This window comes from Rhizobium sp. BK512 (assembly GCF_014194915.1).
Taxonomy (GTDB): domain Bacteria; phylum Pseudomonadota; class Alphaproteobacteria; order Rhizobiales; family Rhizobiaceae; genus Rhizobium.
In genome coordinates this window covers 534,897-561,067 of sequence record NZ_JACIAS010000003.1, presented here as the reverse complement: position 1 = coordinate 561,067, position 26,171 = coordinate 534,897, and the positions used below count along the sequence as shown (strand labels likewise).

The window sequence follows — 26,171 nt, the reverse complement described above, 5'->3', positions numbered from 1 at the left end:
TTACCGTTCAACGCGAGGAAGGCTCACGTAAAAATAACCAACTGGTGAATTCTTTACTTGAACCCCCTGTCGGAATCGGCAAATGTGGGTGCGCTATCAATCCCTTCATGGATTTGCCGTCTTTCCGGGCTCGCTTGGTCCGAGCACACATCTATTGGAAAAATACCGTGAGCAGCGATGCGTCCATACGCGCGACGAAGCCTTCGGCTTCGATGGCGCTTGCAACCGCGGCAGGGTGGGGCAAGGGCCTCTACACACTGTTCCGCATCACCGTCATGGCCTTCCGCCATCCTTGGCAAGCAGGTCTTGCCATCGGCGCGACCCTGATCGCCTCAACCTTCCAGCTCTTGATTCCCCGGTTACTCGGCCAGGCGGTCGACCATACGCAGGTGGCGCTTCACGGCGGCACGCTTGGGCAGCAGGCACAGGATGCGCTTTTGACGACGGCGCTGTTGCTGCTCGGCGCCAGTGTGCTCCGCGGCATCTTTACGATGATCCAGAACTATTACAGCGAGGCGGTCGGCCACCATATGGGCTATGAGTTGCGCCTTGCCTGCTACGAAAAGATCCAACGTCTCTCTTTTTCCTTCCACGACACCGTGCATTCGGGCGACCTCATCACTGTCGGCCTGCTCGATCTGGAAGGCGTTCGTATGTATTTCTCGACGGCGCTCGTGCGCGTCTTCCTTCTCTCCATGCTGATCGGCATCGGTGCCTATATGCTCCTGTCGACTGACGTCGTGCTTGGGTTGTTGGCGCTCTCTTTCGTGCCTTTTGTCGGCTGGCGCTCCTCAATCACCCAGCTTCGCCTGCGTGCCACCTGGCTCGACCTGCAGCAGCGGCTGTCGGTGCTGACGCGTATCATGGAAGAGAATCTCGGCGGCATTCGTGTCGTTCGCGCCTTCGCAGCACAGGATCACGAGCTTTCGAAATTTGAAGCAGCCTCGAAGAATGCGCTGGAACTTGCCCACCAGCGCGTAGGTATCCGCGTCATCAATACCAGTGCCATGACCTTTTCCTTTTTTGTGGCGATGGGCCTGGTGCTGTGGATCGGTGGCGGCAAGGTGCATTCCGGCGAGATCACCGTTGGTACGCTGGCCTCGTTTCTGACTTTCATGACCATCTTGCAGATGCCGGTGCGCCAGCTCGGCCTGATGGTCAACGCCTTCGCCCGCGCCTCGACTTGTGGCACGCGCCTCTTCGAACTGCTGGACCTCGAAATTGCCGTGCGCGATGCGCCGGATGCCAAGGAGTTGGCGGTCACGGACGGCACGCTGCGCTTCGAGAATGTCAGCTTCGCCTATCCGGCCTCGCCGATGCATGAAGTGCTCCATGACGTCAGCTTCGAAGCAAGGCGTGGCGAGACCATCGGCATTGTTGGCCCGCCGGGTAGCGGCAAGTCGACGCTCGCCCATCTGATCCCGCGCTTTTATGATGCGACTGCCGGCAAGATCACCATCGATGGGCAGGATATCCGCAAGGCGAAGCTGCAGTCGCTGCGCCGCTCCGTCGCCGTCGTACAGCAGGATTCCTTCCTCTTCACCACGACGATCGAAAACAACATCGCCTATGGCGACCCCTGGGCCAAGGAAGGCCGTATCGAGCGCGCCAGCGAAAGTGCACAGCTCCACAATTACGTACTCGGCCTGCCGACCGGCTACGGCACGGTCGTCGGCGAACGCGGCGTCTCGCTTTCGGGCGGCCAGCGCCAGAGGCTTTCGATCGCCCGTGCGCTGATGCTAAAGCCAGCCGTGATGGTCTTCGACGATTCGACCGCAGCAATCGATGCGGCAACGGAGCAGCGCATTCGCAGCGCCATGCGCCGCTACGCCGCCGATCGGGTGACGATCATCGTTGCCCATCGCCTGAGCTCGCTGATGCATGCCGACAAGATTTTCTTCATCGAGGACGGCCGCATCGTCGAGCAGGGCACGCATGACGAGCTCCTGGCGCTCGGCGGCCGATACAAGGCACTGTACGATTTGCAGGTGCGACCGGGCGACGACGCTTTGAGCGCGTAAGAAACCGGCGCAGGAGGAAACAAGATGGCCGAGGAACTGGAAACCGAGCGTCCGGACGTTCGCGAGGATGGCAGACGTCCGCCAAGGGCGGTCGTCGGTTCGCAGCGTGTCGAAGAGGAAATCTTCGGCAAAGTCTTCGATTCCAATATCGTCAAGCGAATCTGGGCGTTCGTGCATCCCTACCGGCGTGATGTCGTCCTGTCGGTGATTTCGGTGCTGGTCTTTACCGGCATGCAGCTTCTCATTCCACTGATCATCCGCTACGCGATCGACCATGGCATGCAGCCCGATGACAATGGTTCCGCACTGACCTTGGCGATCGGCGCGTTCCTGATCGCGATCCTCATCAACTACGGGGCCAGCTATTTTCAGGAAACGCTGGTCGGCGGCGTCGCGGAAAACGTGCTCTTCGATATCCGCAAGGCAATGTTCTCCCATCTCCAGCGCGTTTCCCTCTCCTTCATGGACAAGACCGAGGTTGGCCGGCTGATGTCTCGCCTGCAGGGCGACGTCAACTCGATGCAGGAATTCCTGGAGACCTGCGTGCTGTCCGTCGGCGATATCTTCCTGCTCTTCGGCATCGTCTTCGTGATGCTCTATCTCGACTTCAAGCTCGGCCTGCTGACGCTGTCCGTACTGCCGGTTCTCTTCGTCGTGCGCCTGTTCTGGCTGCCGCTCGCCCGCAAATCCTTCATGGCGGCGCATGAAACCAATTCGGTGGCGAACGGCGCTCTGGCCGAAGCGATCCATGGCGTGCGCGCCGTCCAGAGCATGGACCGGCAGGAGGTCAACTTCACGCTTTACGACGACAAGGCGCATGCCAACCTGCTGACGCATCTGACCGCAGCCCGTTACGCGCAGATTATGGTGCCGATTGTCGATACGCTGACCGGTATCGCGATGGCGCTCGTCATTGTCGTCGGTGGTGCGCGCGTGTTGAACCAGGCGCTCGACGTCGGCGTGCTTGTCGCCTTTCTCTTCTATATCCAGCGCTTCTTCGACCCGATCCGTTCTCTGACCTTGCAATATTCGGTCATGCAGCGCGCAATGGCATCAGGCCAGCGGCTGACCGACGTGCTCGACGTGCCGGTCGACATCAAGGATGCTCCCGATGCCAAGGTGCTTTCGCCCGACATGGACGGCTCCGTCGAATTCCGCGATGTCGTCTTCGGCTATAATCCGAAGCATCCGGTGCTCAAGCACGTAAGCTTCAGGGTCAATCCCGGCGAGACGGTTGCCCTTGTCGGCCCGACCGGCTCGGGCAAGTCGAGCTGCATGTCGTTGATCCACCGTTTCTACGAGGTGCAGCAGGGACAGGTTGTTGTCGGCGGTCATGACGTGCGCGAACTGACACAGGATTCGCTTGGCCAGCAGATCGCCATGGTGCTGCAGGAACCCTTCCTCTTCACCGGCACCGTTTTCGAGAATATCCGCTATCACAAGACGGAAGCCACCCGCGAACAGGTAATCGAGGCCGCCAAGGCCGTCGGCGCGCACGACTTCGTCATGCGCCTGCCTCAGGGCTATGACAGCATGCTCGGCGAGCGCGGCGGCAATCTTTCGCTCGGCCAGCGCCAGCTTCTCTCCTTTGCCCGCGCACTGGTGGCGGACGCGAAGATCCTCGTGCTCGACGAGGCGACAGCCAATATCGACAGCTATACCGAAATGCTGATCCAGAAGGCACTGGTGAAGCTGCTCGAAAACCGTACCGGCCTCGTCATCGCCCATCGGCTGGCAACGATCCGCGAAGCCGATCGCATCATCGTGCTGCAGAATGGCGAGATCGTCGAGAGCGGCAATCACCAGCAGCTCATGAAGAACGGCAAGCTCTACTCGAAGCTCTATAACCTCAACTACGCCTCCTTCGACGATATTCCCGAGGACGTGCTGGAAGAAACAGTAACGGAATCGGCGACCTGATGCCGCCAGTTGCGATTGCGCGTTTGACCCGGCGGATTTCGTCCTGAGAATTTCAGTGCAAAACACAGAATTTGGGTTTCCGCGCGCCGTTTATTGGTCGGCTTGCCTCAAAAGGTGCAAGATTTGAACGAACAAACGCCGCCGTGGAGCATTTTATGTTCTATAGGGGCGATTTGCGACTAAGGAGAATGTTATGAAGAGAATTGTTAGCAGTCTGTTGATTGCGACGGCCCTTGTGGGCTCGGCTATTCAGCCTGCTGCCGCCCGCGACCATCATCACCACGACAATACCGGCCGCGCCATCGCCGGCGGCCTGGCAGCGGGTGTCGTTGGCGGCCTGATCGGCGGCGCCATCGTCAACAGCGGCCCCCGTTATGTCGACGGTCCCCGTTATTATGATGCGGGTCCGCCGCCTCCGCGCTGCTGGTACGAGGATCGTGACGTCCGCAACCGCTATGATGGCGGCTATCATACCGAAACCGTGCGGGTCTGCGACTAACGGCTTCGAGAATCGCCTGATGCCCAAAGCGGCGTTGACCTGATCCACGGTTATCGCCGCTGCCTCTCGCCCCCCTTCGGCCGGGATTGCACTGCAATCCCGGCCATGCTTTTCCAGCATTGACCAAAGCTGCCGGCGACACGCCAGTTGCCACCCATTCCCGCCAATTGGAACACCCTCATCTGTCATTCGCCTGCAAAGAACCGCCGTTAGTTGTCGGCCTGGTCAATTGCATGGCTGTGCGACATGGTTGTACCTATGCAACGGCATGGAAATGAACGCAGGCGGCTCGCCCAACACCCGTTTTCAATGCTGACTGCTGATTCCAGAAGGTGGAATTTGTCGTGCGTAAGACATTGAGGGAAAGCCGATGACTGATAGTCCGGTGAACGACGGCAAGGCGCCAAAGAAGGAGCGCATGCGCTTCGTCAGCGCCGAACAGGTGGCGCAGCTTGCCGGCGTTTCCCGCTCGGCCGTTTCGCGCACCTTCACACCTGGAGCAAGCGTTGCGCCCGCGACGCGGGAGAAGGTGCTGCGTGCGGCGGAGGAACTCGGCTACCACGTCAACGATCTTGCGCGCGGCGTGCTTGCCAATCAGAGCCGCCTCGTCGGCATTGTCGCCACGAAACCGGAGATCGGGTTTCGCGCCCATCTCGCCGCCGCCCTTGCCAAGTTCCTGATCCAGCGCGGCAGCATTCCGATCCTCATCAACACCGGCCAGACCGAGGACGAACTGCTGGCCGCCCAGAAGATGCTGATCGGCCATCGCGCCGAGGCAATCATCATCCTGTCGGGCTCGCCGCCGGCGAGTTTCCTCGAGCTTGCCCAGCGCAACGGGCAGCCACTCATAGTTATCGGTCGTTCCGAGCCGGACGCAGACCATGTGCGCGCCGGCAATTCGGAGGCCTCCCGCAAGGCGGCGACCATGTTCTTCGAGGCCGGACGGCGCCGGCTGGCGGTCGCCGGTTCCAACACCGGTACGCCCAGCATCATCGAGCGCGAAAGCGCCTTTCTGTCGACGGCAGAGGGGCTCGGCGCCGAGGTCTTCATCGGCCGCGGCGCGGATTCGGACTATGAGAGCGGCACTGCTGCGGGCCGCGCGCTGTTTTCAAAAGAAGTACGCCCCGACGCTGTCTATTGCGCCAACGACCAGATCGCCTTCGGGCTGATGGACCATGTGCGGCAGGAAATGAAGCTGCGCATTCCTGAAGATGTTGCCATCATCGGTTTCGACGACGTTCCCGAGGCGTCCTGGCTCAGCTATCAGCTGACGACCTTCCGGCAGGACCCGCTCGTCATGGCGATGCGCGCCGTCGAACTGATGGAACGGCGCTTGGCAAATCCGGACTTGTCACCGGGCTATGAACGGGTCATTCCAGAGCTCATCATCCGCCAGAGCTTCAGACCCTGATTCTCTTTGAAAGTATCTCATGCTTTGCGAATTTCCTGATGACGCCCGCTTTGTCCTTGCCAGGGATGTAATCCTCGATGCGGCGGGAAAAGCGCTCTCCTACTTTTCCGATCTCTCCTCGCTGGAAACCGGCCACAAGTTGAACGGTCAGGATGTTGTGAGCCAGGCCGACAAGGCCGTGGAGGCGATGATTCGTGACCGCATCACCGCCACCTTTCCCGATGACGGCGTGCTTGGGGAAGAAGAAGGTTTGGCGGAAGGCCCCTCGGGCTATCTCTGGGTTGTCGATCCTATCGATGGCACGAGCTGTTTCGTGCACGGTATCGACCAGTGGTGCATCTCGATCGCCGTTATGAAGGACGATGAGACCGTGCTTGGCCTCATCTGCCAGCCGACATCGGGCGATCTCTTCGTGGCGAGGAAAGGAGAAGGTGCCTTTCTGAACGGCAAGGCGATTAACGTCGATAAGACCACCAGCATTGGTACCGGGCTTCTTGGTGTCGGCGCCAATTTCCGCGTTCCGCTGAAGCAGGTGTCGATCTTCATCCACCTGCTGCTGGAGGCGGGCGGCATGTTTATCCGCAATGGCTCCGGTGCGCTCATGCTGGCACAGGTCGCCTGCGGCAGGCTGGCCGGCTATTATGAACCCCATATCAACGCCTGGGACTGCATGGCAGGGCTCTTGATGATCCGTGAAGCCGGAGGCTGGACCGAAGCCTTCCCCGGCGAGGGCACGCTTTTAACCGGCGGCCCGGTCATCGCCGCAGCGCCCGGCGTGAGGGACGAGCTCCTGACGCTCGTCGGCCGCTCGCTGCAGGATGAACCGGCCTGAAATCCGCTAGGTTCGCGCGACCTCACCGGTCCCGGATGAGCTGAATGCGATCTTTTCCGTGAGATCGATGAAATTGCGGATGAGAGCAAGCCGCGCATCGGCCCGATGGGCGACATACAGCGGCAGGGGTGGGAGTTCACCGGGCAATAGCGGCCGATAGACCACAGATTCCTGATGAAGCACCCGCATGGACGCCGGCACCACCGTAAGGCCACGGCCACCGGCCACCAGATTGATGGCGGCGATGATTCGAGAAACCTCATCGACGATCCGTGGTGTAACGCCGGCGCTACGGAAAGTTTCGGTAAGTCGTTCGAATATCCCAGGCCCGTCCGTGCGCCGGTAAACGACCATATCGACACCATGGAGCATATCGAGCGTCATGGGTTTATCTTCCGCCTTCGCATAGGGGTGGCTGCGCGGGACTGCGACCAGCATATCCTCTTCGGATAGAGCCCGTGCGGTCAGCTCCGGAAAGCGCTTCGCATCGATGTGCAGCAGCGCAACATCGATGCGCTGCTGCTGAAGGGCCAGAATCAACTCATAGGTCTCGCTCTCTTCGACAACAATCTCGGCAAGTGGAAAGGCCCGGCGAAACTGCTGGAGGAACTGCGGTGCCAGCACATGCAAAGAAGCCGAACTCGTAAAGCCGACAGAAAGCCTGCCGCTTTCGCCCTTGCTGAAGCGCCGCACATTGTCGACCGCCAATTGCGCCCGTCTCAGGATATCGCGCGCCTCTTCGAGGAAGAGCTCGCCGGAACTGTTCAGTGCGACGCTGCGCGGAGACCTGTCGAACAACTGGACGCCCAGCTCATATTCCAGATCGCGGATCTGCTGTCCCAATGGTGGCTGCTGGATGTGCAGACGCTCGGCAGCACGATTGAAACTGCCCTCCTCGGCAACCGCCACGAAATATCTGAGATGCCGGAGTTCCATCGGATCACCTAGAACTTTTTGAGTTTAAGTGTTGAACAATATAAATATTTTACATGCAGAAGTCACGCTTCTAAGCTTCTCCCAACTTGAGCACATCAGGAGGAGACGACATGGCCAAGAGCAAACCGAAGATCGCGATCATTGGCGCCGGCATGGGCGGGCTTGCCGCTGCGGCGACGCTGCGTAAAGTCGGCATCGACGTCCAGGTTTACGAACAGGCGCCGAAATTCGCGCGCGTCGGCGCCGGCATCCAGATGCTGCCGAATTCGTCGCATGTTCTGCGCGGCATCGGCGTACTCGACCGTCTCAAGAAGACTGCCTTCGAACCCTATTCCCACCTCAACCGCGTCTGGGACACCGGCGAGATCAAGCGCGAGCTGCCGATGCCGGAAAGCCTCTATGGTGCGCCGTTCCTCTGTATGCATCGCGCCGATCTGCACGAAGCACTCTACTCGGTGCTTCCACCCGAGATCGTCCATCTCGGCAAGAAGCTCGTCGGTCTTGATCAGAAGAACGACGGCGTCAGCCTGTCCTTCGCCGACGGCACCAAGGTCGAAGCCGATGCGGTCATTGCCGCTGATGGCGTTCACTCGCTGGTGCGCGAAATCATCGTCGGTCCCGACGCACCGCTGCACAAGGGGCGTATTGCCTACCGCGCAGTCTTCGATGCCAGCCTGATGAACGGTGGCACGATCGCGCCTTCGCGAACGAAATGGTGGGGCCTCGACCGGCACATCGTCATTTACTACACGGCCGCAGACCGCAGCTCGCTCTATTTCGTCACCAGCGTTCCCGAATCCGCCGACTGGATGACGGCTGAATCCTGGTCAGCGAAGGGCGACGTCAAGGAATTGAGAGCCGCCTACGAAGGCTTCCATCCGGAAGTGCAGATGGTTCTCAACGCCTGCCCGGATTGCCACAAATGGGCAATTCTCGAACGCGAGCCGCTGCCGCGCTGGAGCGATGGCCGCGTTGTACTTCTCGGTGACGCCTGCCATCCGATGACGCCCTACATGGCCCAGGGTGCGGCAACCTCGATCGAGGACGCCGCCGTGCTGGCGCGCTGCCTTGAGGCCGTCGACAATGACGATATCGAAGGCGCCTTCCGCCGCTACGAGGCGAACCGCAAGCCGCGTACGTCTCGCATTCAGGCCATCTCCAGTGCCAACACATGGATGTCGGGCGGTAACGACGATACGACGTGGCTCTACGGCTATGACGCCTGGAACGTGCCGCTTGTCGGCGAAAACGAGCTGGCCATGGCCGGCTGATCGGAACAGCAGATGTTGCAGCAAGAAACACGTGAGATGGACGGTCACTACGAGTTCGTGACCGTCTCGGATGAGGCGACCATCGCCTTCCGGCATTATGGCACGCCCGGAAAGCCGCGCCTGCTGTTGATCCATTCGCTTGCCCTTGACGGCAGTATCTGGACGGACGTCATCTCAGGCCTGCAGGGTCAGGCGGAGATCATCTGCATCGACTGTCGAGGGCATGGCTGGAGCAGCCGTGCGCCCCTTTCCTACGCCATCGAACGCTACGCCGATGACGTCGCCGAGGTTCTGGACAAGGCCGGCTGGGATAAGGTGATCGTTGCTGGCTGTTCGATGGGAGGCTGCATCACGCAGGCTTTTGCCGCGCGCCACCCTGAACGCGTTTCGGCAATGGTCCTTATCGATACCACCGCCTGGTACGGAGAAAAGGCACCTGAAGAATGGCGGGCACGGGCTCAGAAAGCGCGGGCCGAAGGCCTCGCCTCGATGGCCGCCTTCCAGGCGACCCGCTGGTTTGGCGACCGTTTCAGGGCGGAAAATCCACGCAAGATCCAGGAGATGATGGAGATCTTTGTCCGCAACGATCTCGATGCCTATGAGGCGACCTGCATCATGCTCGGCGATGCCGATCTTCGCAGTGCGCTTTCCAGCTTTCACTTCCCTGTTTCGGTCATTGTCGGGGAAGAAGACTATGCGACCCCGATCGAGAGCGCACGCCAGCTTGCGGACGCAATCCCTAGGGCTTCCCTGACGATCCTGCCAGGCGCCCGGCATCTGACGCCAATCGAATGTAGCGACGTCATCGCAAAGGCGATCGGCAAGATGATTGAAGCTGTCGTCCAATAGAGTGAAACTGGCGGCAGGGGGGATGCCGCCGGCCTGTTAAAACGTGCCGATCTGGGAGGATGATATGCACGACAACAATAGCATACTGGTTGCCGGGTCGGCTGCAGGCGATGTTTCGCACGACGGCCCGCAACAGACACGACTGGCAGGCCGCGCCGCGTTTCTGACGGCCCGTTTCGAAGCGATCCCTTTTACGCCCTGGCATCGCCGGGCGCGTATCATCATGGGGAGCGCTACGTTCCTCGACGCCTTCGATGCGCTTTCGCTGGCCTTCGTTCTACCGATCCTGATCAAGCTCTGGGCCCTGACGCCGGCTCAGATCGGCTGGATGATTGCGGCAAGCTATATCGGCCAGCTCGTCGGCGCCCTTATCTTCAGCCGTCTTGCAGAAACGCTCGGCCGCGTCCAAATGGCCGCCTCCGCCACCGCACTGATGTCGGTCATGAGTGTCGCCTGCATTATGGCCGGCAATTTCCATATGCTGTTCATCTGCCGTCTGATCCAGGGCATTGGTGTCGGCGGCGAAATGCCCGTTGCCGCCACCTATATCAGCGATCTCCTGCGCGCCAAGGGTCGCGGTCGCAACTTCATGCTCTACGAGCTGATCTTTCCGATAGGCCTGATGGTAACGGGCCAGGTCGGCACAGTGATCGTGCCGATCTTCGGCTGGAAATCATTGTTCCTGCTCGGCGGGATTCCCGGTCTGCTGATTGCCTATCTGCTTTATCGGCTGCCGGAATCACCGCGCTGGCTGATCGGCCAGGGCCGCCTCGACGAAGCTGAAAAAGTGATCCGCCAGGCCGAGGAAAGCGCACGGCGCAAGGATCCCGACTATTCCTTCGACGACCGCGCCTATAAGGAAGCAACGCTGGCGCTCGGAGGGCAAAGTCAGACGGCGGCCCCTCAACCACGCAGCCGCTGGCGGGAACTATTGTCACCGACGTTCCGGATGCGCACCGTCGTCGCCTGGATCCTCTGGGCGAGCTCGTTCTTCGTGGCCAACAGCCTGAACAACTGGATGCCGACGCTCTATCACACCGTCTATTCGCTGGAACTCGGCAGCGCGCTGAGGGCAGCCTCGATGACCAATGTCGCACAGGTCGTGATCCTGCTTGTCTGCGCCTTCTGCATCGACCGTGTCGGGCGGCGCACCTGGGCCGTCGTCTCCTTCCTGATCGGCGCTGTACTCTTGGCCGCACTCGCCGGCGGTGGTGCAAACAGCCTTTGGTCGCTCATTCTGCTGGCGACACTTGCCTATGGCGTCGTCGGCTCCGTCAACGCCGTGCTTTATCTCTACACGCCGGAAATCTACCCGACGCGCATGCGTGCGGTCGGAACGGGCCTTGCCACATCATGGCTTCGCATCGCCTCGGCCGTCGGCCCGACGACGGTCGGCTACATGGTCGGCGCACAGGGCATCAAGTCGGTCTTCATCATGTTCGGGATCGTCGCTGTGATCGGCGCGCTTGCAGCAACGCAGATGATCGAGACCGGTGGGCGCAAGCTCGAGGACATTTCCTCCTAGCACTTGGCCGCCCGGCAGCGTTGGCAGAACGAAGCCCCGGTATCTATGATGCCGAGGCTTCGACATTTGCAAAGTCTCAGACGCCGCGCGGCACGGCGTCATGTTCCTTGCGCGCGATGATCATGGCGACAGCAAAGACGAGCAACGCACCGGCGGCAAGGCAGATAGCGAGGAAGAACATCGGTGCAATCGTGCTCCCGGTTTCGTCCTTGATCCAGGGCACGACGTTCTGAGCGACGAAGCCGCCGAGATTGCCGACAGAATTGATGGCCGCGAGGCCGGCCGCAGCACCCGCCCCCTTGAGGAAGCGGGACGGCAGGCTCCAGAAGACCGGCTGTGGCGCGAAGATGCCCGCCGCGGCAATGCAGAGGAAAATGAACTGCAGCGTATTGTTCGGAACGAGCGCCGAGAGCAGCAGGCAGGCCGCACCGATGAGGGCGGGAATGACGATGTAGGGCGTCTTGGTCTTCACCTTGTCCGCAGCAGCCGGCACCGCCCAGAGGGCGATGGCCACCAGGATCCAGGGAATGATGTTGAGGAAGCCGTTCACGGTGTTGCTGACGCCGAAGGCTTTCACGATGGTCGGCAGCCAGTAGCTGAGGCCGTAGGCGGCAAGCGGAAAGGCGATGTAGCAAAGCGCCATCAGCAGGACACGGGGGTCGACGAGCGCCTTGAAGCCGTTCTCGGCATTGTGATCCATGCCGGAATTTTCGGACGCAAGACGATCTGCCAACCAGCTCTTCTCCTCCTTGCTGAGGAAATTTGCATTTTCCGGTCGGTCATAGAGATAGAAGAAGGTGATGACACCGGCAATGACGGCCGGAATGCCTGTCGCCAGAAAGACCCATTGCCAGCCGGCATGGCCGAGGAAACCATCGAGATCGAGCAGCATGCCTCCAACTGGCGCGCCGATGGCGTTGGCGAGCGCACTGAAAATCATGAAGAGGCCAACCATGCGGCCGCGAAAATCCGAGGGGAACCAGAGCGTCAGAAGGTAGAGGACGCCCGGAAAGAAGCCCGCCTCGCAGACGCCGAGCAGGAAGCGCAGGATATAGAACATCGTCGCGTTCTGCGTATAGGAGAGCAGTATGGTGACGATGCCCCAGGAGACTAGGATGCGCGCGAACCAGACGCGTGCGCCGAACCTGTCGAGGAACAGGTTGCTCGGCACTTCGAAGAGGAAATAGCCGATGAAAAAGAGCGAAGCTCCGAGGCCATAGGCATATTCGCTCATGCCGAGCGCATCGACCATTTCCAGCTTGGCGAAACTGACGTTCTGACGATCGATATAGGCAATGAGGTAAAGGATTCCGAGGAATGGCATGAGGCGCCAGGTAATCTTCGAGATCAACTGCTGTTCGTTGACCATTGCAAATTCTCCAAATGATTGTTGCTTTTCTCTTCAATAGATAGCCGCATCGGGACCATTATCAATCACACCGAACGGATGGGGACGGCTCTTCCATTGACAAGCGATATGTCGATTGTCATCGCTAGCAAAGCGGAAGCTTACCCCCCTCCTGCCGTATCTCCAGAGAGATCATCATGACCCAGTTCTCCCCCCGCGAATTCCTGACCAGCCTGTTTTCCGCAGCCGTGCGCGCTGCCGATCCGCTGACCGGCATCACTGCGCATCTGCCAAAAAAACCAAAGGGCAAGACGGTCGTGATAGGCGCAGGCAAGGGTGCCGCGCAGATGGCGCGCGCATTGGAAAGTGTGTGGGATGGGCCGCTCGAAGGCGTGGTCGTCACCCGCTACGGCTATGGCTGCGAAACGGACAATATCGAGATCATCGAAGCCGCCCATCCCGTGCCCGATGCTGCCGGCCTTGCCGCTTCCAGACGGTTGATCGAAACCGTCGCCGGATTGAGCGAGGATGACCTTGTCATCGCACTGATCTGTGGCGGCGGCTCGGCGCTGCTGCCTTCCCCGCCTGAAGGGCTTACGCTACAGGACGAGATTCTACTCAATGAGCTGCTTCTGGCTTCCGGCGCGCCGATCTCGGCCATGAACGTCGTGCGCAAGCATCTCTCGACGATCAAGGGCGGACGGCTGGCGGCTGCGACCAGGGCCCGCGTCGTCAGCCTGATCGTCTCGGACATTCCCGGCGACAACCCCGCTCACGTGGCCTCCGGACCGACTGTTCCCGATGGCTCGACCCGGCATGATGCGCTTCAAATTATCCAGCAATACAGCCTCAAGCTGCCGCAGGCTGCCATGGATCATCTGAATTCTCCGAAGGCCGATGCGCCACGGCCGGACGATGCGGTCTTTGCCGGTCACGAGCACCACATCATCGCGTCGGCCGGCATGTCGCTCGAAGCAGCCGCCGAACTCGCCCGCTCGCAGGGCATCACACCGGCGATCCTGTCGGATTCCGTCGAAGGGGAATCGCGCGACGTGGCGCTGGTACATGCGGCAATCGCACGCGAGGTTGCGGGTCGCGACCGGCCTTTCACGAAACCCGTCGTCATCCTCTCGGGCGGCGAAACGACCGTGACTTTGCGCGCAAAGGGCGGCAAAGGCGGACGCAACGGCGAATTCGCGCTCGCTCTGGCTCTGGCCATCGATGGCTATAGCGCCGTCCACGTGCTTGCCGCCGACACCGACGGTGTCGACGGTTCGGAAAACAATGCCGGCGCCTTTGCCGACGGGGGGACCGTCAAGCGGCTACGCGCCGCCGGTCGCGACCCGCGCCATGTGCTCGACGCCAACGACAGCTATTCCGGCTTCAAGGCGATCGGCGACCTCTTCGAAACCGGTCCGACCGGCACCAATGTCAACGATTTCAGGGCAATCCTGATCGTCTGACCGCTCCTTCATGAAGGAGTTTCTCGACGTGCTTGTTATCGATGCGTTCTCGGATAGGGATTTCTCACCGGCGGTGTCCAACCGGCAAGTGCTGCGGGATCAGGCTTCCACATTTCGACTTTCAACGGATAGCAGGCGGCCACATCGCTCGAATGGCTTGCGCCGCAATCGCCGCCCGGGCATGCCGACAGGGCACCAAGAAGATCGATTTCGGCAAAGAACTCGATGAAATCTCCCGGCCGTACCGGACTTGCCTTCATGAAATACTGGTGCGTATCCCTGGTGAAGCCGGTGCACATGAAGACGTTGAGGACGTCATGCACGTGCATTTCCGCTTGCTCGAGCGGCATGCCGCTCTCGGCCGCAAGCGCCCGCGTCAGGTTCGAATGGCAGCAGTAATGGTAGTCGCTACCCTTCAGCAATCGGTTGGTATAGGGATCGCAGCGCGTGCCGATGACATCATGAACGCCAGCTCCGTCATCATCCCACCCGTACCAGCCAAGGCTGTCATAGGTGATCGTCGCCATGGGGCGCAGGTAGGGCAGCGTACTCCAGAGACGATCGCCGACACCGACATGGGTTGCGCGCAATGCCCGTGTCTTGCCGCTGAAAAACCGTTCGGAGAGGTCCGCAGCGTTCCACAGATTGAGGTCACCGACCTGTGGGCCGTCGATACTGACGATGCGAAAGAAATGACCCTGCGGAACGTGAAAGCTGCCTGCCTCGCGCGGCGGCACGATTACCTCGCCGACCTTCGTCAGCGTTTGGCGGGCCGCCTCGAGCAGACCGAGATCGGCGGATGGCAGAGTTTCGACTGGGTAGACGACCACGGGCGGTGCTGACCGCCGTTCGGTTGCGTCGGAAGGAACTGGCACGATCGACTGTTTCGACATCCTGATATTTTCGCTCCGCTGGCGGCCTTCGGGTGTTGCCCCCGATGACACGCAATAATCGCCGAGCACTCTTAGCTGGGCCACGCCATCGGGCAACTGAGCTGTTCCTTGCTCTCGGGACAAGTTTTGCTTAGTCATCCTGCCATGAGAAACTTTCCTCTCGCATCACTGCGGGCATTCGAAGCAGCCGCGCGCCACGAAAGCTTCGTCAGGGCAGCTGCCGAATTGAACCTGAAACCCGCCGGCATAAGCCAGCATGTGAAGGCAATGGAGACTTGGCTCCGCATTCCCCTGTTTCTGCGTCATAGCCGTGGCGTGACGTTGACGGCCGCCGGCAGGGAATTCGGCTCGGCCGTCACGCATGCCTTGACCCATATTGAAGTCGCCGCCGGGCAGTTGAGGCTGGAAGCCAACAGCCGCCCGGTCAGCGTTGCATGCATTCCCTCCATGGCGGTGCGATGGCTCATTCCGCAACTGCCGAGGCTGAGAATTGCTTTCCCCGAAATCCGGATCAACATCGTCTACGCGCTGGATGCCAGGACGCCTGAAGCGGCAGGTGCCGATCTCCTCGTCTGCCACGGCGTGCGGCCGGGTTCCGGCGCCATAAAGCTCCTCGATGCCGAGACCAGGCCAACCTGTTCGGCGGAATTCCTTGCCCGGCATGGCCCCTTTCAAAAGCCAGCCGACCTGCTTGCCTGCGAAATCCTACATGACGAGACGACCGATGCCTGGGCGCGCTGGCTGTCAGGCGCCGGCATCCATTCCTCGCCGAAAGCCGGACCTATTTTTGCCGACTTCAATCTCATGATCGGCTCGTTGATCAGCGGCCAGGGCGTCGGCCTTTGCCCGACCGCCCTGATCGCAGAAGAGATCGCGGCAGGTTCGCTCGTTTCCCTCTTCGACCGGGCTATCGATATGGACAAGGCTTACTGGCTCATCGAGGCAAAGGGCCTCTCGCGCGAGGCAAAAACGCTTCGTGATTGGCTGCTTGCTGCAAAACAGGAGAACTGACGGGCCGATCAGGCCTATGCCCGCTTCGGAACAGGCAGATCGAGAGGTGTCATCCGCCAGGTGTTGCGGCCATCGGCCTTGGCACGATAGAGCGCCCGGTCCGCCTCCTGCATGAGCGCTTCTCCATCCACTCCGTCAACCGCGGCAATGCCGATGCTGACACCGAGACGGATGGCAAGACCATTGATGGCAAAAGGCTGTTCGAAGGCGTCGATACAGCGCTCGGCGAGATCAATCGCCTCACCTCTTTGCCCCCTCATCAGGATGGCGAATTCATCACCGCCGAGGCGGGCGACCAGATGGCCCTGCGCATGCATCTGCAGCCGGTTGGCGACATTTTTTAGCACTTCATCGCCGGCAGCATGGCCAAACGTATCATTGACGGGCTTGAACCCATCCAGATCCAGGCAGCAGATGATGACTCTCTCCCTGTCCTCCGACGCAAGGGCTTTTTCGAGCGCTTTGTAGAATTGCATCCTGTTCGGCAGGCCCGTGAGAATATCGTGATGTGCCAAACGGTTGGCCTCGGCCTCGGCAAGAATTCTGTCGCTGACGTCCGCCACGGTGAGCAGCAGCCGGCGCTCGGCCCCTTCGTGGAGCTGGCGAACATAGATCAGCACATGGCGCTCCGATCCGTCCAGCGTCGCCTGCCGCCAGATCGTCCGTGCATCACGGTCACCATCGAGATGGAGGAGGATCTTCTCAAATGCCTGGAGTTCGCCGTCGACATGCATGTCACAGGCCCGCTTCGACAATAGCGTTGCTGGTTGGAAGCCATAGAAATCGACGGCCGCCTGGTTGGCCTGGAGGATGGCGAGGCTCTCGCCATCGCACAAAAGCATGGGCATGGGATTGGCATCGAACAATTGGCGAAGCCAGTCTTCTCGCTGCTTGAGGCCGGTAATGTCGATGCGCATACCAATGGCGCCACCGTCGGGCGTGCGCCGGTCGTCGTGGCGCAGCCAGCGGCCGTCCTGCAACCGCTGTTCCTCCTGCGAAACCGGCTGACGGAATTTCTGCATGCGAGCGCTGAACCAGGCCTCCTTGTCGTCGACGAGCTCGCGCATCCTGTCCCCTGCGAGACTGGTCCTCAAAATATCCTCGAACGCAGCGCCAGGCCTGAGGTGCTCGGCTATATCAGCATAGAGCTCGGCATATTTCTGGTTCCAGAGAACATAGCGATCGTTGGCGTCGAACACACAGACCGCCTCCGGCAGCATCTCTATGACATAGCGCAGGCGCAGATTTGCCTCGCGCGCCGCATAACCTGCGGGACGCTCGTCATCGACAGGCTCGAGGAAAACGGCTGTGACCGTCTCTGCACCCGTGGACCAGTTTATGACCTGTACCCGACATGATCGACGATGACCGGCACGATCGTCAACGAAGGCGGTAGAGACGCCTGAGAGCAAGGACCACTCGGGCATAAGCTCGGCAATATCGACTCCGGCAGGCTGACTTTCGAGATGGAGGAGATGTCCGGCTTCGTCATTGACAAAGATGACGCGGCCAGCGGTGTCGAACACGAGCACCGCCATTGGACACGCCTTCAGAAATGCAAGGATCTCGGCACCAAGCATCGTCAGCCCAACTGTTAAGTCGCTTCAGCAGATATTTCGGCTGTGACTTTAACAGCGGAACGTAAAGGAATGTAACCAAGTCTCACGGTGCGAGAATTTCAAAGCCGTCCCGAAGCAAGACAAGGTTTCTGGAAAGCTAACAGGCGATCCGGTTGCAATGATCCGCGAGGAGGCGGCCTCGGCATTGCATGGGTTTCACTGTTCTGACCTCGACCTCATCACGACGGCGGGCCGCTTCTTCTCGCCCACGCAGGAATCGTCACGTCTTCAGCAAACAATGCGTGCGTCCGCGTCACCGGCACAATTGGTACGATTTTTCACGAACAGGCGAACGAAAGGAATAAATAGTCTATAGATTTAATAGAGAATTCGACACTCTTCCCGTTATCGCCTCCTGACATTGCAACCTTAAACGGGAAACATCAACGATGACATTGGCAAAAACTCTGGGAGCGGTTGCGCTCGGCCTCCTCTCCCTCGGCATGTTCAGCAACGATGCAGCGGCAGAGGCAAGCGCACCGCTGCTCGACAAAGTGCCGCCCGGGACGGTTCTGACGATCGGCGATCCCGTGACACAGAAGGCTCTCGAGGTTTCCGGCCTCGTCAAGGAACTCACATTCGAGGTCAAATGGGCAAATCTCAGCGGTGGCCCCCAGACATCCGAAGCCTTCCGCGCGCATGCACTTGATGTCGGTTCCGTAGCCGAAATCCCGTCGATCTTTGCAACCTGGAACAACCTGCCGGTCCGCAACATCGCCTATCGCGAACGGAAGGAGCCGACTGCCAATCCAATCTACCGTTTCGGCATCGCGCCTGGCGTCGATGTCAAGTCGCTCGCAGATTTCCGCGGCAAGCGCATCGCCTTCAGTCCCGGCCAGGCCCAGGGTACACTTGTGCTTCGTGCGCTTCATGCCGCGGGCCTGACGAAGAAAGACGCCACACTGGTCGAACTGCCGAGCACCGGCGACGTCTATCCGAAGGCGCTCGCCAGCAAGCAGGTCGATATTGCGCCGCTCGGCGGCGTCAATATCCGTCGCTACGTCAGCCAGTATGGTTCCGATGGCGCGAGCCTGATCGAGCACGGACTTCGTGACGACCCCTCCCACCTCTATGCACCGCAGTGGGTGCTGGACGATCCCGCAAAGGCGGCCGCCCTGGCCGAATACGTCCGCCTCTGGGCACGGGCAACCGAATGGGTCGATCAGAACCCCGAGATCTGGATCAAGGAATATTATATTGGCCAGCAGGGTCTCAGCCGCGAGGATGCCGAATTTCTCGTCAAGCTCTCAGGCACCCAGGTCATTCCGGATAGCTGGGCAGACGTGAAGAAGCGCCATCAGGAAACCATCAACCTCCTGGCTGACGAGCTTGGCTACAAGCCCTTCGACGTCGAACAGATCTTCGACAACCGCTTCGAAAAAATCGCTGCTGGCGCCCTGCCAAGAAGCCAGTGATCACGCGCGCCGTTCCATAGCGAAGAGAGGAGATCGCAAGCATGGCAACCACCTGGGATGCAGATAACGTCAAGACCTCACGGCGAGCGCCGCGCGAGAGCGCCGGCATAACAACCACAGCAAAACACGCAGCCTCCCGCGCTCGCCGCAGGCTCGGTCCCGGACGCGAGATACCGTTCGGACTTCAGATCGGCCCGGCATTGCTGGTGCTTGCCTGGATCGCCGGATCAACATTCGGATGGATCGATCCGCGCATTCTCTCTGCCCCCTGGACGGTCATCGAGGCCTTTGGTCGGCTGATCGCCGAGGGTCGCCTGCAGGACAATTTCGTGACGTCTGCGACCCGCGCACTGCTGGGCCTCAGCATCGGCCTCGTCATCGGCACGGCTCTCGCGGTTATCGCCGGCCTATCACGCATCGGCGAGGCGCTGATTGACGGGCCAATCCAGATCAAACGCGCGATCCCGACGCTGGCGCTGATCCCGCTTTTCATTCTGTGGTTCGGGATTGGCGAAAGCATGAAGGTCACGACCATCGTGCTTGCCGTCATCATCCCCATCTACATCCACACCCACAACGCACTGCGCAGCATCGACAGCCGCTACGTCGAGCTCGCCGAGACGCTGCGCATGAGCCAGAAGGACTTCATCTTCCAGGTGGTACTGCCCGGCGCCCTGCCCGGCTTCCTCCTCGGCCTGCGCTTTGCCGTCACGCTCTGCTGGGTGTCGCTTGTTGTGGTCGAGCAGATCAATTCCACCAGCGGCCTCGGCTACATGATCGATCTTGCCCGCACCTATGGCCAGACCGACGTCATTCTCGTCGGCCTCGTGGTCTATGTGCTGCTCGGCCTCGTCTCGGACGGTCTCGTCCGCCTGCTCGAACGGAGGGTCCTGTCATGGCGCCGCACTCTGGCCAACTGAAACCCGCGGTCCGCGTCGAAAATCTCGTGCGACGTTTTGCGGCGAAGACCATCCTCGACAGTGTGGATCTCGATATCGGTGAGGGCGAATTCGTGGCCCTGCTCGGGAAAAGCGGATCAGGCAAGAGCACTTTTCTCAGAGCCCTTGCCGGCCTCGATCATGAGGTCAAGGGAACGGGTACGCTCGAGACCCCCGAAAAGCTTTCGGTGGTCTTTCAGGATGCCCGCCTGCTGCCCTGGCGCACGGTCATTCAGAACGTTACGCTCGGCCTGCAGGGTGAAACCGGACAGGAAGCAGGACGCAAGGCGCTCGCCGAAGTTGGTCTCGAAGGACGCGAAACTGCCTGGCCGAACCAACTCTCCGGCGGCGAACAGCAGAGAGTGGCACTTGCCCGCTCGCTGGTGCGCGAGCCGGCCCTGCTGCTGGCTGACGAACCCTTCGGCGCGCTCGATGCGCTGACCCGGCTGAAGATGCATGATCTCTTGCGGGAGCTTTGTGCAAAACACCGCCCCGCCGTCCTGCTCGTCACCCATGATGTCGATGAGGCGATCTCACTCGCCGACCGGATCCTGGTGCTCGATGAGGGCCGCTTGGTGGAGGATCTGCGCATCGACCTGGCCGTGCCTCGCGACCACGGCGACCCGCGCTTCGCACAGTTCCGAACCCGGCTTCTGAGCCGGCTCGGGGTTGATGCCCCCGGCCGCCGCGCCGCCTGAAACCAACGGAGATCGTCATCATGGCAAGTCAGAAAAGACAGATACGGCTTGGCGCGTTCATCATGGCAACGGGCCATCATATCGCCGCCTGGCGCCACCCGGATGCGCAGGCCGATGCCGGCTTGAATATCGATCACTATCGCGACCTGGTTCAGACGGCGGAACGCGGCAAGTTCGATCTCGTTTTCGTTGCCGACAGCCCCGCCGGCTGGGAACGCGCAAAGGATCCGGAAGCCCTGCGCCGCACAGCGCAGGGCGCCCATTTCGAGCCGATCACGCTGTGGGCGGCGCTTTCGCAGGCCACAAGCCATATCGGCTTCGTCGCGACCGCCTCCACCACCTACGAAGACCCCTATCTGCTCGCCCGCAAATTCGCCTCGCTGGATTATATTTCCAAGGGACGTGCGGCCTGGAATGTCGTCACCACGGGCGCTGACGTCTCCAAGAATTTCTCTATCCCCGGCCATCCGGCTCATGCCGACAGGTATGCAAGGGCCGAAGAATTCGTCGATCTGGTGAAGGGCTTATGGGATTCATATGAGGACGATGCCTTCATCCGCGACAAGGAAAGCGGCGTCTACCTCGATCCTGACAAGGTGCATCAGCTGAACCACAAGGGTCAGTTCTTCAGTGTCAGCGGACCGTTGAATGTCGGCCGCCCGGTTCAGGGCTATCCAGTCATCGTCCAGGCCGGTGCATCGGAGCCCGGGCGCGAGCTCGCCGCACGCACCGCCGAGATGATCTTTACCGCCAATCAGACACTGGAAGACGCTCAGGAATTCTACTCGGACGTCAAAGGACGTCTTGCCCGCTACGGGCGCAGCCCGGACGAGCTGCTGATCAGCCCTGGCATTTTCCCGGTCCTCGGCGGTACGGAGGCTGAGGCCAAGGCGAATTACGACTATATCCAGTCGCTCGTCCACCCCTCGGTCGCCTGGAATATCCTGTCACGCCACTATAAGGGCGTCGATCTCTCCGGTTATTCGCTGGACGATCCGGCCCCGCCGCTTCCAGACAGCACCGAACTCAACAAGAGCCGCCTCAAGCTGGTCACCGATCTGGTTTCCCGCAACAACATGACCCTACGCGAGTTCTATCTGGCGGTCGCCACTGCACGCGGCCACCGCACGGTGGTCGGCACGCCGGAACAGGTGGCGGACGCGATGCAGGAATGGTTCGACAATGGCGCGGCCGACGCCTTCAACATCATGCCGCCGATCCTGCCGACCGGACTGACTGACTTTGTCGATCAGGTCGTGCCGATCCTGCGCAAGCGGGGCCTTTTCCGTGAAGAATATGAGGGCGTGACACTGCGCGAGAATCTCGGTCTTCACCGCCCGCCGAACGGCTTGGCTCTGAGGGTGAAAGAAAGCGAAGAAAGCAGGGCGGCGGGGTAATCCATCGCCAAGGAGATACGGAGTGGCTCGCAGAAAACGCCAGCCGCCCCGTTCCAGATAATTCGATAATAGAGAACCGCGGGTATATTGCATGACCAGCAATCCGGAATTCCTTTGGTATATCCCCAATGCCATCAAACCCGGCCACCGCGGCGATTCCGCCGTTGAAAGCCACAACAGCCTGGAAACGCTGACGAGCCATGCCAGGGCTCTCGAAGAGCACGGCTGGAAGGGTGCGCTCATCGGCACAGGCTGGGGCCGTCCGGACACCTTCACCGTTGCAACCGCACTTGCGGCGCGGACGACGACCTTCGAGCCGCTGATTGCGATCCGTCCCGGCTATTGGAGGCCTGCGAATTTCGCTTCGGCAGCAGCCTCGCTCGATCACCTCACCGGTGGGCGCGTGCGCGTCAACATCGTCTCCGGCAAGGACAATCTGGCGGCCTATGGCGACAGTGAAGGCGATCAGGCGCATCGCTATGCGCGCACAAAGGAATTCATGCGGCTGGTGCGAAAACTATGGACGGAGGAAAACGTCACCTATGCAGGCGAGCACTTCGGGGTCACCGAATCCACCGTGGTGCCGCGCATCGAGGCCCGCGGTGAGCGTCGCCATCCGAAGCTCTATTTCGGCGGCGCATCGGAGGCGGCCGAGCGCGTATCGGCCACCGAAGCCGACGTGCAGCTTTTCTGGGGCGAACCGCTAGATGGCGTGCGCGAACGGATCGACCGTTTGAAGCGGCTGAGCCGCGATCTCGACCGCGACCTGCCGCCGCTTCAATTCGGGCTGAGGATTACAACCTTGGTCCGCGACACCACCGAAGAGGCCTGGGCCGATGCCGAAGCGAAGGTTGCGGAGATGGCTGACAATAGCGGTGTCGGCTGGCACGATCACCAACGGGCTGTCGCCGTAGGGCAGCAGCGGCTGCTCGATCTTCATCAGCGCGGTGAAGTGCTCGACGACAATCTATACACCGCGCCTGGCAAATTCGGCGGCGGCGGCGCGGGCACGACCTGGCTCGTGGGGTCCGCCGAGGATGTCGCACGCTCGCTGCGGAAGTACCAGGCCCTCGGCATCACTCATTTCGTGCTGTCAGACACGCCTTATCTCTCGGAGATCAAGCGGCAGGGGAACCAATTGCTGCCGTTGCTGAAAGGCTCCGTGCCATCTGCTGACGCCCTGCCGGAAAGGCGCAAAACTGATGCCGAGGTACTTAGCTGAGTGCACCCGGTCGTCTCCGACCGGGTGCAAACTGCAGCAGATGATTGGGCTGGCAGGATTGAGATCGGCATCTCAATGGGCGCCCGCGCCTCCGCCGGCCTGCGGTTTTTTCGTGAGAAGCAGAGCAACTGCTGCCAGCGCGAGCACCACACCGATGACGGCGAACGTATCGCTGAAACCCATGATCAGTGCCTGACGTTTGACGATCTGGCCAAGGGCGACGATCGCCTTCTGCGATGCCACGGCCGGATCCGTGACACCGTGCTGGGTGAAGTAGCCTGACAGCTGGGTCAGGCGGTCGCGCACCTCGTCACGGGTTAAGGTGATCGACTGACCGATGATGTTCGAGTGGAACTGCTCGCGCTTCGTCAGGATGGTGCCGAGCGAAGCCGTGCCGACCGCACCACCGAGATTGCGCAGCATGTTGGTGAGGCCAGAGGCGGCGGCAGCGTCTGCCGGTGCGATGCCGGCCGTGGTGATGGCGGTGATCGGCGTCAGAACGAGTGCCTGGCCTATGGCACGCACTATATTCGGGATCCAGAACTGGTCGCCGGCATTGTTGGCCGAAAGTGTGATGTTCATGAAGCAGCTGATCGCGAAGATCGAGATGCCGAGGAAGCCTATGTAGCGCGCGTCGAACCGCTTCATCAACACAGGCACCAGCGGGATGAGCAGGAGCTGCGGCAGACCGGTCCAGGCGAGTACGTTGCCAATCTGCTCGGCATTATACCGCTGAACCTGACCAAGATATTGCGGCAGGATGTAGACGGTGCCGAAGAGTGCGACGCCAACCAGCACATTGACCAGCACGCCGATACCGAAATTGCGCTGAGTAAGCAGGCGCAGCTTTACCAGCGGCTTCTTGACCGTGAGCTCGATCCAGATGAAGGCGGCCAGGAAGACGAAGGCCACGATGGCGAGTTTGACGATGAAGGGCGAGGAGAACCAGTCGTCCTTGTTGCCCTCTTCCAGCACGGTCTGCAGCGCCGAAAGGCCGATTGCCATGGTGACGATGCCGGCCCAGTCGCCCTCCTTCAGGAGGTGAAGCTGCATCGGCTGCTTTTCAAGCGTCAGAGCGAGAGCCGCCGCCATGAGGAGGCTCGGGATGGTGTTGATGAAAAAGATCGTCTGCCAGCCGTAATTCTCCGTCAGGTAGCCCCCGATCGTCGGGCCGATGGCCGGGGCGAAGGTGACCGACAAGGCAAAGACGGCAAGGCCAAGCGGCTGCTGGTTCTTCGGCAGCTTGGTCAGCACCATGGTGAAGGCCATGGGGATAAGCACGCCGCCGGCAAAGCCCTGCAGGCCGCGCAGCAGGATCATCGTGCCGAGATCATGGGCGAAGGCACAGGCCATCGAAAAGAGCGGAAAGAGGATGGAATTGACGAGGATATAGCGGCGGAACGAGAAAACGTTGCTGAAATAGGCCGTCAGCGGGATGACGACGATCTCGCCGATCAGGTAGGAGGTGGAGATCCAGGCACCGTTATCGACACCTGTGCCGATGCCGCCCTCGATATCGAGAAGCGAGGCATTGGTGATCTGGATATTGAGGATCGCCATGAAGGCGCCGATCATGCCGGCGAGAACGGCGATCCAATCCCTTGTGCTGGCCTTGGTGCTGGCACCCGGCTGCGGGATGGCACCTGATGTTGTTGCGATACTGGACATGACACGATCTCCTGCCCCTTCGCTTAGTTGCCGGTAGCATCGACCTTGGTGTCGATGCTCGGCAGGACGGACATGCCGGGGCGCAGATCGCCCTTTTCGGCAGCATCGCCATCAAGCACGATCTTTACCGGGATACGCTGAACGACCTTGGTGAAGTTGCCAGTGGCGTTGTCGGGCGGCAACAGCGCAAATTCCTGGCCGCTTGCCGGCGACAGGCTGTCGACATGGCCGTGATAGGTGCGGCCCGGGAACATGTCGACCTCGATAGCGACGGGCTGGCCGGCATGGACATCGGTCAGCTGTGTCTCCTTGTAATTGGCGACGATGTAAGCAGCCGTCGTCGGCACCACAGCCATCAGCTGCGTGCCGGCCTGAACATATTGACCGACGCGCAGCGTACGGTTGCCGATCGTGCCGTCGATCGGAGCGACGATCGTCGCATAGGAGAGGTTGAGCTCGGCCTGCTGTGCGACGGCCTGATCATGGGCAAGCGTTGCCTTGGCCTGGGCAAGTTCGGCATTCAGAAGCTCGACCTGCTTGGTTGCGGCGTCGAGAGCCGCCGTATCCCGAACGATCGTTGCCTGGGCAGCCGCAATCGCGGACGCTGCCTGCTGGGCCGTCTGGACCGGGGCATAACCGTTGGTGGCAAGGTTGGTGTAGCGCTTGTTGTTCTGCTCGGCGAAGGTCTCGTTGGCCTTGTCGACATCCAGCGTGGCGCGAGCGGCGGCAATGGTCGACTGCTGGATGTCGAGCGAAGCCTGCTTGGCATTGACGGTGGCTTCGGCAGCAGCGACATCGGCTTTCGCCTGGTCAAGCGCAGTACGAAAATCGCGGTCATCGATGCGGGCAAGCGGCTGGCCGGCCTTCACTGTTTCATTGTCGCTGACGAGGACCTTTGAAAGGTAACCTGAGACCTTAGGAGCGACCGTCGTGCTGTCTGCCTTGACATAGGCATCATCGGTGGAGACTTCGAAGCGCCCGACCGTCCAATAATCGTGACCATAATAGGCAGCCGCAGCGATGATGGCGATGGCGGCCACACCGAGCAGCAGGGAACGGCCAACACGTTTACGACCCGGTGCTTCCGCAGCCGGAGCGACGGGCTCAGCGACACGCGGCGTCTTGCCGGCATCGAGGCTCGCGGGCATGGCTTCCGCTGTCGTTTCGGTGACCGGCCCATCGGCCGCGGCGGCGTTGTTGTTCAGGGCATACAGCTTCTTGGCGGACATCGTCAC

The 26,171-nt window shown here is 60.7% G+C and carries 20 protein-coding genes and 1 pseudogene; 15 read left to right on the top strand and 6 right to left on the bottom strand.

Translation table 11 applies throughout. The features are described from left to right. Nucleotides 1–167 precede the first annotated feature (167 nt). From FHX06_RS13455 to FHX06_RS13435, 5 genes are all read left to right on the top strand, one after another. The gene (locus tag FHX06_RS13455; RefSeq protein WP_183850033.1) at nucleotides 168–2,021 is read left to right on the top strand and encodes an ABC transporter ATP-binding protein; all 1,854 of its coding nucleotides are present in this window, start codon (nucleotides 168–170) and stop codon (nucleotides 2,019–2,021) included. A 24-nt stretch (nucleotides 2,022–2,045) separates the two neighbouring features. Continuing rightward, a complete protein-coding gene (locus FHX06_RS13450) occupies nucleotides 2,046–3,941 on the top strand; it encodes an ABC transporter ATP-binding protein (RefSeq protein WP_112546131.1) in 1,896 nt (631 codons plus the stop codon). A gap of 193 nt (nucleotides 3,942–4,134) precedes the next feature. Beyond that, nucleotides 4,135–4,440: a hypothetical protein gene (locus FHX06_RS13445; RefSeq protein ID WP_112546130.1), complete on the top strand. Its 306-nt coding sequence runs from the start codon at nucleotides 4,135–4,137 to the stop codon at nucleotides 4,438–4,440. A gap of 370 nt (nucleotides 4,441–4,810) precedes the next feature. After that, a complete protein-coding gene (locus FHX06_RS13440; RefSeq protein ID WP_113145203.1) occupies nucleotides 4,811–5,851 on the top strand; it encodes a LacI family DNA-binding transcriptional regulator in 1,041 nt (346 codons plus the stop codon). Between the two features lie 19 nt (nucleotides 5,852–5,870). After that, a complete protein-coding gene (locus FHX06_RS13435) occupies nucleotides 5,871–6,683 on the top strand; it encodes an inositol monophosphatase family protein (protein ID WP_113145202.1) in 813 nt (270 codons plus the stop codon). A 6-nt stretch (nucleotides 6,684–6,689) separates the two neighbouring features. Here FHX06_RS13435 and FHX06_RS13430 read toward each other — a convergent pair whose 3' ends face one another. Beyond that, a complete protein-coding gene (locus FHX06_RS13430) occupies nucleotides 6,690–7,619 on the bottom strand; it encodes a LysR family transcriptional regulator (RefSeq protein ID WP_113210093.1) in 930 nt (309 codons plus the stop codon). Between the two features lie 110 nt (nucleotides 7,620–7,729). Between FHX06_RS13430 and FHX06_RS13425 the strand changes: the two genes are divergently transcribed. The 3 genes from FHX06_RS13425 (at nucleotide 7,730) to FHX06_RS13415 (ending at nucleotide 11,264) form a co-directional block, all read left to right on the top strand. Then, entirely contained in the window at nucleotides 7,730–8,890 is a 1,161-nt protein-coding gene (locus tag FHX06_RS13425; RefSeq protein WP_112546126.1) for an FAD-dependent monooxygenase, read from the top strand. 12 nt (nucleotides 8,891–8,902) lie between these two features. Further along, entirely contained in the window at nucleotides 8,903–9,739 is an 837-nt protein-coding gene (locus tag FHX06_RS13420) for an alpha/beta fold hydrolase (RefSeq protein WP_113210091.1), read from the top strand. A 64-nt stretch (nucleotides 9,740–9,803) separates the two neighbouring features. Beyond that, nucleotides 9,804–11,264, top strand: a complete 1,461-nt coding sequence (locus tag FHX06_RS13415; RefSeq protein WP_183879623.1) for an MFS transporter — start codon at nucleotides 9,804–9,806, stop codon at nucleotides 11,262–11,264. A gap of 76 nt (nucleotides 11,265–11,340) precedes the next feature. Here the strand turns inward: FHX06_RS13415 and FHX06_RS13410 are convergent, their stop codons facing one another. Further along, entirely contained in the window at nucleotides 11,341–12,633 is a 1,293-nt protein-coding gene (locus FHX06_RS13410) for an MFS transporter (protein ID WP_113210089.1), read from the bottom strand. Between the two features lie 176 nt (nucleotides 12,634–12,809). On the opposite strand from FHX06_RS13410, the gene FHX06_RS13405 reads away from it, so the two are divergent. Continuing rightward, nucleotides 12,810–14,075, top strand: coding sequence for a glycerate kinase (locus FHX06_RS13405; RefSeq protein WP_183879621.1), 1,266 nt, complete (start codon nucleotides 12,810–12,812; stop codon nucleotides 14,073–14,075). A gap of 35 nt (nucleotides 14,076–14,110) precedes the next feature. Here the strand turns inward: FHX06_RS13405 and FHX06_RS13400 are convergent, their stop codons facing one another. Further along, entirely contained in the window at nucleotides 14,111–14,968 is an 858-nt protein-coding gene (locus tag FHX06_RS13400) for an urea carboxylase-associated family protein (RefSeq protein WP_113014523.1), read from the bottom strand. Between the two features lie 144 nt (nucleotides 14,969–15,112). On the opposite strand from FHX06_RS13400, the gene FHX06_RS13395 reads away from it, so the two are divergent. Further along, nucleotides 15,113–15,979 (top strand): LysR substrate-binding domain-containing protein, encoded by an 867-nt coding sequence (locus FHX06_RS13395; protein ID WP_113210087.1) that lies wholly within the window; start codon nucleotides 15,113–15,115, stop codon nucleotides 15,977–15,979. 14 nt (nucleotides 15,980–15,993) lie between these two features. On the opposite strand, the gene FHX06_RS13390 is transcribed toward FHX06_RS13395, so the two are convergent. Next, the gene (locus FHX06_RS13390) at nucleotides 15,994–17,559 is read right to left on the bottom strand and encodes a diguanylate cyclase domain-containing protein (RefSeq protein ID WP_183879619.1); all 1,566 of its coding nucleotides are present in this window, start codon (nucleotides 17,557–17,559) and stop codon (nucleotides 15,994–15,996) included. Nucleotides 17,560–17,987: 428 nt separating this feature from the next. Here FHX06_RS13390 and FHX06_RS13385 point away from each other — a divergent pair, with 428 nt between their 5' ends. The 5 genes and pseudogenes from FHX06_RS13385 to FHX06_RS13365 form a co-directional block, all read left to right on the top strand. Then, a complete protein-coding gene (locus FHX06_RS13385) occupies nucleotides 17,988–19,013 on the top strand; it encodes an ABC transporter substrate-binding protein (protein WP_113210085.1) in 1,026 nt (341 codons plus the stop codon). A 41-nt stretch (nucleotides 19,014–19,054) separates the two neighbouring features. After that, entirely contained in the window at nucleotides 19,055–19,933 is an 879-nt protein-coding gene (locus FHX06_RS13380; protein ID WP_113145192.1) for an ABC transporter permease, read from the top strand. Next, on the top strand, nucleotides 19,909–20,649 hold the full coding sequence (locus tag FHX06_RS13375) for an ABC transporter ATP-binding protein (protein WP_113210084.1): 741 nt from the start codon (nucleotides 19,909–19,911) through the stop codon (nucleotides 20,647–20,649). The genes FHX06_RS13380 and FHX06_RS13375 overlap by 25 nt, the downstream gene beginning before the upstream one ends. 20 nt (nucleotides 20,650–20,669) lie before the next feature. Next, nucleotides 20,670–22,046: an LLM class flavin-dependent oxidoreductase gene (locus tag FHX06_RS13370; RefSeq protein WP_183879611.1), complete on the top strand. Its 1,377-nt coding sequence runs from the start codon at nucleotides 20,670–20,672 to the stop codon at nucleotides 22,044–22,046. A 91-nt stretch (nucleotides 22,047–22,137) separates the two neighbouring features. Further along, nucleotides 22,138–23,202, top strand: a pseudogene (locus tag FHX06_RS13365) (LLM class flavin-dependent oxidoreductase); the annotation flags it as partial. Between the two features lie 138 nt (nucleotides 23,203–23,340). On the opposite strand, the gene FHX06_RS13360 reads toward FHX06_RS13365, so the two are convergent. Together FHX06_RS13360 and FHX06_RS13355 are read right to left on the bottom strand one after the other, a co-directional pair. After that, nucleotides 23,341–24,936 carry a DHA2 family efflux MFS transporter permease subunit gene (locus tag FHX06_RS13360; RefSeq protein WP_113202181.1) on the bottom strand — a complete coding sequence of 532 codons (1,596 nt, stop codon included), beginning with the start codon at nucleotides 24,934–24,936 and terminating at the stop codon, nucleotides 23,341–23,343. Between the two features lie 23 nt (nucleotides 24,937–24,959). Further along, nucleotides 24,960–26,165, bottom strand: coding sequence for an HlyD family secretion protein (locus tag FHX06_RS13355; protein ID WP_183879607.1), 1,206 nt, complete (start codon nucleotides 26,163–26,165; stop codon nucleotides 24,960–24,962). Between the last annotated feature and the right edge of the window lie 6 nt (nucleotides 26,166–26,171).